Source organism: Actinoplanes sp. NPDC024001, from assembly GCF_040638955.1.
GTDB lineage: Bacteria > Actinomycetota > Actinomycetes > Mycobacteriales > Micromonosporaceae > Actinoplanes.
This window is the reverse complement of sequence record NZ_JBEZZB010000092.1, coordinates 1-11972: the sequence shown is the minus strand read 5'-3', so window position 1 is coordinate 11972 and position 11972 is coordinate 1. Positions and strand designations below refer to the sequence as shown.

General features: G+C 73.4%; 12 protein-coding genes. 5 read left to right on the top strand and 7 right to left on the bottom strand.

Features of this window, described 5'->3' with window-relative positions:
* The first annotated feature begins 19 nt into the window (after nt 1-19).
* Nucleotides 20-1162 (top strand): hypothetical protein, encoded by a 1143-nt coding sequence (locus AB0F81_RS30795; protein WP_360202863.1) that lies wholly within the window; start codon nt 20-22, stop codon nt 1160-1162.
* A gap of 10 nt (nt 1163-1172) precedes the next feature.
* Here AB0F81_RS30795 and AB0F81_RS30790 read toward each other — a convergent pair whose 3' ends face one another.
* The 4 genes from AB0F81_RS30790 to AB0F81_RS30775 all read right to left on the bottom strand — a co-directional run bounded on the left by AB0F81_RS30790 (nt 1173) and on the right by AB0F81_RS30775 (nt 4478).
* Nucleotides 1173-2390, bottom strand: a complete 1218-nt coding sequence (locus AB0F81_RS30790; protein WP_360202862.1) for an NADH:flavin oxidoreductase — start codon at nt 2388-2390, stop codon at nt 1173-1175.
* A 51-nt stretch (nt 2391-2441) separates the two neighbouring features.
* Nucleotides 2442-3089, bottom strand: a complete 648-nt coding sequence (locus AB0F81_RS30785) for a fasciclin domain-containing protein (protein ID WP_360202861.1) — start codon at nt 3087-3089, stop codon at nt 2442-2444.
* 83 nt (nt 3090-3172) lie between these two features.
* Entirely contained in the window at nt 3173-3946 is a 774-nt protein-coding gene (locus AB0F81_RS30780; RefSeq protein WP_360202859.1) for an anti-sigma factor, read from the bottom strand.
* The gene (locus AB0F81_RS30775; protein WP_360202857.1) at nt 3900-4478 is read right to left on the bottom strand and encodes a sigma-70 family RNA polymerase sigma factor; all 579 of its coding nucleotides are present in this window, start codon (nt 4476-4478) and stop codon (nt 3900-3902) included. Before AB0F81_RS30775 ends, AB0F81_RS30780 begins: the two co-directional genes overlap by 47 nt.
* 177 nt (nt 4479-4655) lie before the next feature.
* Between AB0F81_RS30775 and AB0F81_RS30770 the strand changes: the two genes are divergently transcribed.
* Nucleotides 4656-5432 (top strand): DUF4397 domain-containing protein, encoded by a 777-nt coding sequence (locus AB0F81_RS30770; RefSeq protein WP_360202905.1) that lies wholly within the window; start codon nt 4656-4658, stop codon nt 5430-5432.
* A gap of 55 nt (nt 5433-5487) precedes the next feature.
* On the opposite strand, the gene larB is transcribed toward AB0F81_RS30770, so the two are convergent.
* Together larB and larE are read right to left on the bottom strand one after the other, a co-directional pair.
* Nucleotides 5488-6165 carry a nickel pincer cofactor biosynthesis protein LarB gene (gene larB, locus AB0F81_RS30765; RefSeq protein ID WP_360202855.1) on the bottom strand — a complete coding sequence of 226 codons (678 nt, stop codon included), beginning with the start codon at nt 6163-6165 and terminating at the stop codon, nt 5488-5490.
* Nucleotides 6158-6979, bottom strand: coding sequence for an ATP-dependent sacrificial sulfur transferase LarE (gene larE, locus AB0F81_RS30760; protein ID WP_360202853.1), 822 nt, complete (start codon nt 6977-6979; stop codon nt 6158-6160). Before larE ends, larB begins: the two co-directional genes overlap by 8 nt.
* A gap of 74 nt (nt 6980-7053) precedes the next feature.
* On the opposite strand from larE, the gene AB0F81_RS30755 reads away from it, so the two are divergent.
* Entirely contained in the window at nt 7054-8130 is a 1077-nt protein-coding gene (locus AB0F81_RS30755; protein ID WP_360202852.1) for a LacI family DNA-binding transcriptional regulator, read from the top strand.
* Here the strand turns inward: AB0F81_RS30755 and AB0F81_RS30750 are convergent.
* Complete coding sequence (locus AB0F81_RS30750) at nt 8031-9260, bottom strand: lactate racemase domain-containing protein (protein WP_360202851.1); 1230 nt, start codon at nt 9258-9260, stop codon at nt 8031-8033. The genes AB0F81_RS30755 and AB0F81_RS30750 overlap by 100 nt on opposite strands.
* A 99-nt stretch (nt 9261-9359) precedes the next feature.
* Between AB0F81_RS30750 and uxaC the strand changes: the two genes are divergently transcribed.
* A complete protein-coding gene (gene uxaC, locus AB0F81_RS30745; RefSeq protein ID WP_360202849.1) occupies nt 9360-10781 on the top strand; it encodes a glucuronate isomerase in 1422 nt (473 codons plus the stop codon).
* The coding region (locus AB0F81_RS30740; RefSeq protein ID WP_360202847.1) for a mannitol dehydrogenase family protein at nt 10778-11972 on the top strand (1195 nt) is incomplete at its 3' end. The genes uxaC and AB0F81_RS30740, both read left to right, overlap by 4 nt.

The window sequence follows — 11972 nt, the reverse complement described above, 5'->3', positions numbered from 1 at the left end:
GGCTTATGGAGGTTTGTCTATGTCTTTCCCGGTAACCCGCCGTGCGCTGCTCGGCGCTGCCGCCGCCGGCGCGATCCTGGCGCTGCCCGTCGCGGCACGCGCCGCCGAGCCGGCCGCTTTCGCCGCCTTCCGCCTCGTCCGGTCCCAGCCGGGCGAGCCGAGCGTGCCGGAGATCGTGCTGCCGGCGGGTTATCAGTTCGTCCCGGGCGCGAAATACCATAACCCCAGCCGCGCCGACTACTACACGTTCGTCACCGGCCCCAGCAGCGCCGAGGGCATCGAGGTCGAGGCCTACTGGCCGGACGTGCCGGTGAAGGCGGTGGTGTACCTGGACAGCCGGCTCGCCATCCGGCCGGATCCCGCCGACCCGCACCGTTTCCGCTTCACGCTCCCGATCACCCGGACGACGGCCAGCGCCAACCAGCCGACCATCCAGATCTGGAGCTATCTGGACCAGTCGCCCGGCATGGAGTTCATCCTGGTGCACAACGACCCGGACCGGGCCGCCGGGCCGTGGCTGACCGTGCCGTGGCCGGCGAACGAGGTGAGGTCGCAGATCCACCAGGTGTTCGCCGCGCACACCATCCTGACCGCCTCCGGGCTGAAGGCCGCGGCCGCCGCCAAGGGGCACCGCTGGTTCGTCCAGGGCTTCGAGACCAACAACACGCTGCACACCGACAACCCGCCGCACTGGAACCTGAGCTACAACTCGGGCCCGAGCTTCAGCTACCCGACCCACAACTCGCACCTCTGGCTCAACAGCGAGGCCGACAACTTCTACAACGGCATGGACGTCACCGGTCTCGGCCGCCTCAAGCACTACGTGGGTGACCCGGCGCTGATCTACGACTTCGCGACCGATGCCAACGGCGGTCGTGGCGACCTGGTCGCCACCCTGACCATCCGCGCCGACGGCGGCGTCGACATCGCCCCGCCCACCGGCCCGGTCTACGCGATCGCGGCCGGCCGGGACGGCACCCTCCTCCAGGAGGTCACCGTGCTGCGCGACGGTCAGGCGTGGTTGCGCATCGAGACCGAGGATCGGTACGACCGGGGCAAGACCACCGTGCGGACCACCGGCCTGCAGGCGGACGTGCCGAGAAGGAGTGTGCAGGTGTACCGCTACGACCCGCTGACCGGGGCGCTTCTGCCCGGGAGCTGACGCGGGCTCGTCACGGGGCGCCGACCGGCCGGGTGCCGGCGCGAACCAGCGCCGCGGTGCCGTCGGCATCGAGCGGGCAGTGGGTGCCGGTGAAGATGCTGGCGGCGCACAGGTTGCCGTGCGTGCACAGCGAGCGGGCCGCCGGGTCGCGCCGTAGCCGGTTGATCAGATCCGGCTCCCGCAGCAGCGCCCGTGCCATCGCGACGTAGTCGAAACCGTCCCGCATGGCCGTCCGCATGCCGTCCAGGTCGGTGACGCCACCGAGCAGGATCAGCGGCATCGACAGCTCGCGGCGGAACCGCAGGGCGTGGTCGCGGAAGTACAGCGGCTCGTACGGATAGTGGCGGAAGAACCGGCGGCCGAACAGCCGGATGCCGGGCCGCACCCAGGGCGGCAGCGCGCCGGCCATCGCGCGCAGCGGTACGTCGCCGCGGAACAGGTACATCGGGTTGAGCAGCGACGACCCGCCGGTCAGCTCCAGGGCGTCCAGATGCCCGTCGGCCTGCAGCGTCCGCGCGAACGGGATCGACTCGTCGAGCCAGAAGCCGCCGCGCACCCCGTCGGCCATGTTCAGCTTGGCGAGGACGGCGACGTCGTCCCCGACGGCCCGTTTGACGGCGGCGAGGATGCGACGCGGGAAATCGGCGCGGCGGGCCGGGCTGCCGCCGAACTCGTCGCGGCGCCGGTTGAGCTTCGGCGACAGGAACGCCCCGGCCAGGTACGTGTGCCCGAGGTGGACCTCGACCGCGTCGAAGCCGACGTCACGTGCGGCGATCGCGGCCCGGGCGTGGGCGTCCACGACCCGCTGGAGGTCGGCCCGGCTCGCGGTCCGGTCGAAGCTCAGCGACAGCGGGTTGAAGCGCCTCGAGGGCGCCAGCGACGGCGACCCGGTCGAGCGGGAGTTCGCCAGCGGGCCGGCGTGCCCGATCTGCGCGCTGATCCGGGCGCCGGTGCCGTGCACGGCCTCGGTGAGCCGGCGCAGCCCGGGCAGCGCCGCGGGCTGCCAGTGGATCTGCCCGCGCTGGATGCGGCCCTCGGGGGAGACCGCGAGGAAGGCGACGGTTGTCATGCCGGCCCCGCCGCGCCCCACGGCGGTGTGGTACTCGATCAGCCGGGGGGTGACCAGGCCGTCGGGCGTCGCCCCCTCGAAGGTGGCGGACTTGATGACGCGATTGCGCAGGCTGACCGGCCCGAGGGTGGCCGGAGCCAGCGGGTCAGCGGCGGTCATCCCCCCATTGTGGGCGCGGACCGGGCCGGTCCGCGCCCCTCAATGCATCGATCAGGGCAGATCGATCGGGCGCAGCACCCGGTCGATGCCGTGTGCGATCTGCTTGTTGCCCTTGTTGATGTCGAAACGGATCACCCGCGGGTCGCGGTCGCTGCGGTCCGCGTCGATCAGCTTGACCCGCTTCCACCAGTGGCCGTACACGTCGACCTTGACGGTGCCGCCGCCCGCGGTGGTGAGCTTCGCGCCGTCGGACTTGAGCGCGGCCTTGCGGTCGATCGTCGCGCCCGGCACGACGTGGTAGAGCAGGACCGCCTCGACGGTGTCGATGCCCAGGCCCGCCACCGCGGTGAAGGTCTTCTTCTCGCTGGGCAGCCGGCTGTCCTGCAGGTCGGCGACCAGCTTCTGGAAGGCCCGGTCGGTCGGGATGAACGCGGTCAGCGCGGTCTTGCCGTCGGCGAGCACACCGACCGGGCTGCCCGGCTTGGCCTTCAGCACCGCCTGCACGGCCGCGGCCAGGATGTCGTAGTCGTGGCCGTTGCGGTCGAAGCCGCTCTTGTCCGCCGTGAGCACGGCGGCCAGGGACTTGGTCTTGAGCGGCTTCTTGCCGTGCGCGGCGGCCGGCGCGGCGGAGAGGGCGGAGGCGACGATGGCGGCGGTGGCCACGGCGGCGGCGCGCTTGCCCAGTCGGGTGATCCTCATTGTCGAGCGTCCTTTCCGGTACGGGATGGTGGCTGCGGTGCCACCACCCCGTCCTTCGCTCGCGTCGCCGCGTTTGGATGCGGCTATGAGGTGAGAGTTCCGCGCAGCAGGCTGCGGCCCGAATGGGTGGCGTCGCCGTCGTGCGGTTCGTCGCTGACGTCGACCAGGCGGAACCGGTTCAGATCGGTGCCCGGCGGCACCGGCAGCACGGCCTCCGCCCGGTCCGCCCGGTCCGGCAGGTTGCCGACGGCCACCATCTTCGTCGGGTCGTCCGGGTCGAGCAGCCACACCTCGTGGAAGCCGCTGGTCAGCGGCAGATCGCGCACGTCGATGCGCATCTGCCCGTCGGCGAACACCTGCACGTCGCCGCCCGCGGTCGGCGGCACCGTCTCCAGCGGGGTGAGCGTCGCCCGGGCCGTCGCCTCACCGGGCGCGGGCCGGGAGACGAGGCGATCGACCGCGAGGGTGCCGGCCACCGCGAGCACCGCGGCCGCGGCGGCGCTGATCGCCGGCAGCAGCCAGCGGGAACGCGTACGCCGGGCCCGCTGCCGCCGCTCGGTCAGGTCGGCGACCGGCGCCGGCGGAGCCACCGGTGCTGCCGGTGCTGCCGGTGCTGGCGGGGCGATCGGCGCCGGTGGGGCCGCGATGCCGGCCTCGATGGCCCGCCAGACGTGCTCCGGCGGCGGGGGCAGGTCCCGCAGGTCCTGCACCTGTGAGCCGATGTCGGCGACGCCGCGCAGCGACTCCATCTCGTGCCGGCAGGCGGCACAGTGTACGAGGTGATCCGCCTCGCTCAGCTGCTCATCTTCCTCAGAGAGCGCGAGAAGGACCAGCCGATCGGGATCCAGATGCTGCACCGTCCACCTCCCAACGACGTCGCAGGTTCGCCATTCCTCGTCGGATGTGGCTCTTGACCGTTCCGAGTGGCAGCCCGGTGGCTGCCGCTATCTGTGGATGGGTCAGGTCGTCGAAGAACGCCATCTCCAGTGTGCGTCGCTGTTCGTCGGGCAACCGGCTCAACTCGTCGGCGACCACCAGCCGGTCCACGATCCGCTCCGGAGTCTCGCCGGTGTCCACGGGCGGCTGCTGCGCCCGTACGGTCGCGGTGTTGCGATCGTCTCGCGCTGCCGAGCGCAAGCGGTCGACGGCCTTGCGCCGGGCGATCCCCAGCAGCCAGCCGAGGATCGTGCCGCGCTGCGGATCGAAACCGTCCCGGCCGTTCCAGGCTGCCACGAACGTCAGCTGGGTGACGTCCTCGGCGTCCGCCCGATTGCCCAGCAGCCGCTGGGCCAGGTAGAGCACGGCCGCGCCGTGCCGGTCATAAGCGGTGCGTAAAGCCTTCTCGTCGCCGGCGCGTAACCGCTCGGCGAGCTCGTCGTCGGAGCTCATCGCCCTCCTTCCCGCACATCGATTCTCCGGTCCTCGGTCTCGGTTTTCCGCCGGCTGCATCCATCCGTGGTCGCCGGTGCGAAGGACCGGGCGTAACCGAATCCATGACGATCAGCTGGAGGAGATTCGATGAGCATTCTGCCTCTCCGCCGTACGGCCGCCGTCGCCGCGGTGTCCATGCTCGCGCTCGGCACGGTCGGGGCACTCGGCGCCTCGCCGGCCTACGCCCGGGCGAACTCGCAGGTATCGGTCGTGCACGGCATCCCGGGCCAGCCGGTGGACGTCTACGTCAACGGCGAGAAGACCATCCCGGACTTCCAGCCGGGCAAGGTCGCCGGCCCGCTCAGCCTGCCCGCCGGGCAGTACGACATCGCGCTGACCAAGCCCGGCGCGGCGATCGGTGACGCGCTGCTAACCGTGGACAACGCCGAGGTGCCCGGTGACGCCAACATCAGCCTGGTGGCGCACCTGAACGCGTCCGGGGAGCCGACGCTGACGCCGTTCGCCAACGACACCGCGAAGCTGGACGCCGGCAAGACCCGGCTGATCGTGCGGCACACCGCGGCCGCGCCCGCCGTGGACATCCGCGCCGGTGGCGAGCCGGTGTTCGAGGGTGTGACCAACGGCAAGGAGGGCAAGGCCGACCTGGACGCCGGCAGCGTCTCCGCCGACGTGGTGCTCGCCGGCACCGACACCCGGGTGCTCGGCCCGGCCGACCTGGACCTGGCCGAGGGCACCGCGACGATCGTCTACGCGGTCGGCTCGGCCGAGGACGAGACGCTCGACATCGTGTCGCAGAGCATCAAGGGCCTGCACTCCGCGCCGGGCGGCGTGCCCAGCGGTGACGGCGGCCGGGCCGACAGCGGGGCCCCGCTGCCCTGGTACGGCGTCGGCGCGGTCGGCATCCTGCTCGCGATGTTCGGCCTCGCCCGGCTGGCGTTCGCCCGCCGGTGACCCCCGCACGGCAGGACGGCACGTCCCGGCGCTCGCCGGGACGTGCCGCGGGCGTTCAGCCCTGGTCCGTGGGGAACGGCGCGGCGATCTGGGCGGCGAGGTGCCCGGCGCCGTACCCGTTGTCGATGTTGACCACGGCGACGCCCGGCGCGCAGGCGTTCAGCATGGTCAGCAGTGGGGCCAGGCCGCCGAAGGCGGCGCCGTAACCGACCGAGGTCGGTACCGCGACCACCGGCGCCGCCACCAGCCCGGCGACGACGCTGGGCAGCGCGCCGTCCATGCCGGCGGCCACCACGATCGCGCGGGCGCGGCGCAGCAGGTCCAGCCGGCGCAGCACGCGGTGCAGGCCGGCCACCCCGACGTCGACGACCAGTTCGGTACGACGGCCCAGAAACCGTGCCGTGTGCAGCGCCTCCCGGGCGACCGGCAGGTCCGAGGTGCCGGCCGCGGCCACCACCACCAGCCCGCCGTCGGGTTCCGGCGGCTCCGGCGGCCAGGCCAGCAGGGCCGCGTCGGTGTCGTGGAAGGCGTCCGGCAGCTCCGACAGCACCGCCTTGGCGTGCTCCGGCCCGGCCCGGGTGAACAGCGTGACCACGTCCGGCCGGGCGCGCACGGCGGCCGCGATGGCGGCGACCTGCTCGGGTGTCTTGCCGGCGCAGTAGACCGCCTCCGGGTAGCCGCGGCGTGCCGTCCGGTCCAGGTCGAGCTCGGCGAACGGCAGCTCGTCAGGCATGGGTGGCCGTGACCAGCGGGAGGGTGAAGGCGCCCGACTGCACCCCGGCCAGGTCGACGGCGGCGAAGCGGAAACCGGCGGCCACCACGGCGTCGCGGACCCTGCCGCGCACCGGGTCGGTGACCGCCCGCAGCAGGTCCCCGGGCGGCAGCTCGATCCGGGCGAGTTCGCCGTGGTGGCGTACCCGCAGCTCGGTGAAGCCCAGCCGGCGCAGGCCGGCCTCGGCCTGCTCGATCTGGCGCAGCTTGGCCGGGGTGACATCGGTGAAGTGCGGGATGCGCGAGGCCAGGCAGGGCGCCGCCGGTTTGTCGGCGCAGGGCAGCCCGAGCGCGTGGGCGATGCCGCGCACCCCGGCCTTGCCGATCCCGGCGTCCGCGAGCGGCCGCAGCACCCGGTGGGCGACCGCGGCGCGCGCCCCGGGACGGTCCGGCCGGCGGGCGTCGTCGGCGTTCTCCCCGTAGGCCACGGCGTCCAGCCGGTACGCGGTGACGACCTCGTCGCTGATCCGGGTGAACAGCTCGTCCTTGCAGTGGAAGCACCGGTCCGGCCCGTTCGCCCGGTACGCGGCCAGGTCCTGCTCGTGGGTGGTGACCTCGACGAGCGGGACGCCGATGTGCCGGGCGACCTCGTGCGCGGCGGTCCGCTCGTCGGCGGCGAGGCTGGGCGAGACCCCGAGGATCCCGATCACCCGGTCGGCGCCCAGAGCGCGGGTGGCCAGCGCCAGCAGCACCGAGGAGTCGACGCCCCCGGAGAAGGCGACGCCGAGGCGGCCGATCCCGGCCAGCCGGTCGGTCACACCGGTCGTGTCAATCATCGTGGTCCCCTTCGGCGTCGCTGATTCCCCGGCAACCGGTTGCCGGGGGTAGGGCTGGTGACTAGCGTCGGTTCGTGGTGAAACGGCCGACCATCGACGACGTCGCCAGGGCGGCCGGCGTCGCGCCGTCGACGGTGTCGCGGGCCTTCTCCCGTCCCGGCCGGGTCAGCTTCGAGACCAGCGAGCGCATCCACCGGGTCGCCGCCGAGCTGGGGTACCGCACGACCTCCCTGGCCCGCGCGCTGCCCAGCGGGCAGACGTCGATGATCGCGCTGGCGATCTCGGACATCACCAACCCGTTCTACAACGAAATCATCCGGGGTGCTCAGGTGGCCGCGTCCGAGGCCGGATACACGATCCTGCTCGCCGACACCCAGGAGTCCGGCGTCCGCGAGCGGGCGGCGCTGGACCGGGCCGCGTCGACGGTCGAGGGCATCGTGCTGGCCACGACCCGGATGTCCGACTCGGCGATCCGCATGACGGCGAAGAGCCGTCCGGTGATCGTGCTCAACCGGGCGGTCACCGATGTGCCGTCGGTGGTCACCGACAACCCGCGCGGGGTACGCCGGGCGGTGGAGCACCTCGCCGAGCTCGGCCATCAGCGGATCACCTACCTGGCCGGCCCGGAAGCCTCCTGGGCGGACGGCATGCGCTGGCGCTCGCTGCTGGAGACCGTGACCGAGCTCGACCTGCACGCCCGCCGGCTCGGCCCCTTCCCGCCGACCGTGGCGGGCGGCGCCCGCGCGGCGGCCGAGTTCGCACCGCACCCCACCTCCGCGGTGATCGCCTACAACGACCTGATGGCCATCGGCGCGATCCGGGCGCTGACCTCGATGGGCGCGCGGATCCCGCAGGAGGTCAGCGTGATCGGGTTCGACAACATCTTCGCCGCCGAGCTGGTCACCCCGCCGCTGACCACGGTCGCCGCGCCGCTGGCCGCGATGGGCCGGACCGCGGTCGGCAACCTGCTCGCCATCGTGCGCGGCGCGCGGCCCAGCAACCCGGCGCCCGTCACCCTGCCGTGCCAGCTCGTGGTCCGCCGGTCGACCGCTCACCGCAGGCGGTACAGGACCTCGCCGGCCTGGGCCACGACCAGCGTGTCCGGCTCGGCGGCCAGCGCGTCCAGATCCACCGACGCCGGGTCGAGATAGTCCAGGTTCGCTGCGCGAACCACCTCTTCCGGGATGCCGGTCGCCAGCGTCACGGTCACCCGGCCACGTTCGCCGAGCACCGGATCGTACGTGCCGGCGCCGCGCAGGTGGGTGGAGTGCGCGAGCACACCCCAGTGGTGGTGCGCGAACCGGTCCCACTGCTTCAGGAAGTAGTCGCGGCAGTGGTAGCCGATCTGCTCGATCTCCGGGTGCATCGCCGCGATCCGGGTGATGTGCGGGGCGTAGACGATCACCTGACCGCCGTCGGCGACCACCGGCTCGACCTTGTAGAAGCCCTTCGCGCCGGTCCACATGTCGTCGTACTTGACCGGCACCACGGAGACGACCCGGCGCACCGGGGCGTCCAGATATCGCACGTGGGTCTGCGCGGACACGTCGGCACACGACGCCCACGCGGCCTCGGGCGAGCCGAACGACAGCGCGTAGAGGCCGCCGGTGCCGGACTGCACCACCAGGCACAGGGCCAGGCGCCGGCTCGGGATCAGGGAGGCCGCCTGGTCGATCAGCGCGCGGACCGGGGTGATGCCGCGGGTGCCGATGATGTCGGCGCTGGTGATCAGGGCGCCCAGCCAGTGCGAGAAGTCGATGATCTCCTGTCCCGCGACGCCCGGGAAGAAGTACTTGTTGCCGCCGGAGAAGCCGACCACCTCGTGCGGGAAGACCGGGCCGATCACCAGGCACACGTCGTGCTCGACCACCGCCCGGTTGAGCGCCACCCGGACCGGCTGCTTCAGGCGGCCCTCGGACAGCTCGGCGACCCGGTCCGCGTCGATCTCGCCGAGCGACACGAACGTCTCGGGCTTCCACCACTCGTGGTTGAGGACGGTCCAGCCGGCGTACGGGCCGCCCAGGTAGGCCAGCAGCTGCGCCGGGCCCATCGCGGCGTGCGTGCCGAGGGCCACCAGCACGGTCACCCGGGTGGCGCGGCCGGCGAGCGCCCGGTGCACCTCGCCGAGCAGCAGCGGCATCGGACAGGTGCGGGTGGCGTCGGGAACGATCACGCAGACGCTGCGGCCGTCGAGGTCCGCGCCGGCCAATGAGCGGGCCACGAACTCGCGCACCTGGGCCTCGTCGAGTATGTCGTGAGGGCCGCCCAACGTTTCGGTCATACCTGCACCCTCCGCCGGGCCGGGAGCCGGGCGCAAGTACGCGAGGCAAGACATGGCAACGGATTGCCGCCGGTGTGTCCCCGGGACCACCCTGGAGCCATGGCGTCCGTGAACGCACCCCTCAGCCTGCACCCGGACCGGCTCCTGCCACCCGACCCGGAGGTGCGACCGATCGCCCGCCGGCTCTACGCGGCGGTCCGGGACCTGCCCATCGTCTCGCCGCACGGGCACGTCGACGCGCGGATGCTCGTCGCCGACCAGCCGTTCGCCGACCCGGCCCACCTGCTGCTGCAGCCCGACCACTACGTCACCCGGCTGCTGCACGCCGCCGGGGTGCCGCTCGCGGACCTGGGCGTGGGCAGCGGGCCGCTGCCCGAGGACCGGGCCCGCGCGGCCTGGCGGCTGCTCTGCGCGAACTGGCAGGTGCTGCGCGGCACCCCGGTGCGGTTCTGGTTCGACACCGAGCTCGCCGACATCTTCGGGGTCACCGAGCGGCCCGGCGCGGCGAACGCCGACGCCCTCTACGACCAGATCTCGGCGGCCCTGCGCGATCCGGCGTGCCGGCCGAAGGCGCTGCTCCAGCGGTTCGGCATCGAGTTCCTGGCCACCACCGACGACCCGGCCGACGACCTGGCGGCGCACGCCGCCCTCGCCGCCGACCCGGCGGTCACCACCCGGGTCGCCCCGACGTTTCGCCCGGACCGCTATCTGGAGCCCGCCTCGCCCGGCTGGGCCGGCGCCGTCGACCGCCTCGGCGAGGTCGCCGACGTCGACGTGGGCGACTACGACGGCTACCTGACCGCGCTGGCCGCGCGGCGGCGGTACTTCGTCGCGCACGGGGCGGTCTCCGCCGACCACGGGCACGCCGACGCGATCGCCGCGCCGCTCGATGCGGCCGTGGCCGCCGGCATCTACGCCCGCGCCCGCAAGGGCGAGGCCACCGAGGCGGAGGCGACGGCGTTCCGGCGCGCCATGATGCTGGAGATGGCCCGGATGTCCTGCGAGGACGGCCTGGTCATGACCCTGCACCCGGGCATCCACCGCAACCACCACCCGCCCACCCACGCCCGGTACGGGCCGGACACCGGCCACGACATCCCGGTCGCGGTCGAGTACACCCGGGCCCTGCAACCGCTGCTGGAGCGCTTCGGCACCCACCCGCGGCTGCACCTGGTGCTCTTCACCGTGGACGCCGACGTGCTCAGCCGCGAGATCGCCCCGCTGGCCGGCTTCTACCCGTCGGTCTACGCCGGGGCGCCGTGGTGGTTCCTGGACAACCCGACGGCGATCCGCGAGTTCCACGGCGCGGTGACCGAGATCGCCGGGCTGAGCCGGCTGTCCGGGTTCATCGACGACACCCGCGCGTTCTGCTCCATCCCGGCCCGCCACGACATGTCCCGCCGGCTCGACGCCGGTTTCCTCGCCCGGCTGGTGGCCGAGCACCGCCTCGACGAGGACGAGGCCACCGACAGCCTGATCGACCTGGTCAGCACACAGCCCCGAAAGGTCTTCAAGATATGACCGCCGCCCGCCTGACCCGCACCGGCGGCGCGCCGCCGGTCCGCATCGTCCACCTCGGGCTCGGCAACTTCTTCCGCGCGCACCAGGCCTGGTACACCGCCGCCGCGCCGGACGCCGCCGAGTGGGGGATCGCCGCGTTCACCGGCCGCTCGGCGCGGCTCGCCGCGGCGCTGACCGGCCAGGACGGGCTCTACACGCTGGTGGTGCGGGCCGCGGACGGCGACCACTGCCAGGTCGTCGGCAGCGTGGCCGCCGCGCATCCGGGCATGGACCTGGACGCCTGGTACGACTACCTGGCCCGGCCCGAGGTCCGCATCGTCACGCTGACCGTCACCGAGGCCGCCTACCTGCGCGGGGCCGACAGCGGGCTGGACGCCGACCTGGCGGCCCTGCGGTCGGACCGGCGTGCGGCCGTGACCACCGTGCCGGCCCGCCTGGTCGCCGGGCTCGCGGCACGCCGGGCGGCCGGCGCCGGGCCGCTCACCGTCGTGCCGTGCGACAACCTGCCGGACAACGGCGCGGTCGTCGCCCGGGTGGTCACCGAGTTCGCCGAACGGGTCGATCCGGGCCTCGGCGGGTGGATCCGGGACACCGTCTCGTTCGTCACGACCATGGTCGACCGGATCACCCCGGCCACCACCGACGACGACGTGCGCGCGGTCGCCGAGCTGACCGGGCGGGCCGACGCGGCGCCGGTGGTCACCGAGCCGTACGCGGAGTGGGTGCTCCGGGGTGACTTCCCCGGCGGGCGGCCGGCCTGGCACGCGGCGGGCGCCCGGTTCGTCGCCGACGTCACGCCGTACGAGCAGCGCAAACTGTGGCTGCTCAACGGCGGGCACTCGCTGCTCGCGTACGCCGGCAGTGCTCTCGGTCTGGAGAGCGTCGCGCAGGCTGTCACCGATCCGCGCTGCCGGCCGTGGCTGGAGCAGTGGTGGGACGAGGCGGCCGGGCACCTGACCCTGCCGGCCGGGGAGATCGCCGATTACCGTGCGGCGCTGGTCGACCGGTGGTCGAACCCGCGCATCCAGCACCGGCTGGCGCAGATCGCCGCTGACGGGTCGGTGAAGCTGCCCGTACGCATCCTGCCGGTCCTGCGTGCGGAACGTGCCGCCGGCCGGATGCCGGCCGGCGCGGTCCGGGCCGTGGCGGCCTGGATCGCGCATCTGCGCGGGTCCGGCGCGCCGGTGCGCG

What these genes read in the sequence shown, in the direction of transcription:
- AB0F81_RS30795 (WP_360202863.1), top strand. Translation starts at nt 20, where the DNA reads ATGTCTTTCCCGGTAACCCGCCGTGCGCTGCTCGGCGCTGCCGCCGCC.
- AB0F81_RS30790 (WP_360202862.1), bottom strand. Translation starts at nt 2,390, where the DNA reads ATGACCGCCGCTGACCCGCTGGCTCCGGCCACCCTCGGGCCGGTCAGC.
- AB0F81_RS30785 (WP_360202861.1), bottom strand. Translation starts at nt 3,089, where the DNA reads ATGAGGATCACCCGACTGGGCAAGCGCGCCGCCGCCGTGGCCACCGCC.
- AB0F81_RS30775 (WP_360202857.1), bottom strand. Translation starts at nt 4,478, where the DNA reads ATGAGCTCCGACGACGAGCTCGCCGAGCGGTTACGCGCCGGCGACGAG.
- AB0F81_RS30770 (WP_360202905.1), top strand. Translation starts at nt 4,656, where the DNA reads ATGCTCGCGCTCGGCACGGTCGGGGCACTCGGCGCCTCGCCGGCCTAC.
- larB (WP_360202855.1), bottom strand. Translation starts at nt 6,165, where the DNA reads ATGCCTGACGAGCTGCCGTTCGCCGAGCTCGACCTGGACCGGACGGCA.
- larE (WP_360202853.1), bottom strand. Translation starts at nt 6,979, where the DNA reads ATGATTGACACGACCGGTGTGACCGACCGGCTGGCCGGGATCGGCCGC.
- AB0F81_RS30750 (WP_360202851.1), bottom strand. Translation starts at nt 9,260, where the DNA reads ATGACCGAAACGTTGGGCGGCCCTCACGACATACTCGACGAGGCCCAG.
- uxaC (WP_360202849.1), top strand. Translation starts at nt 9,360, where the DNA reads ATGGCGTCCGTGAACGCACCCCTCAGCCTGCACCCGGACCGGCTCCTG.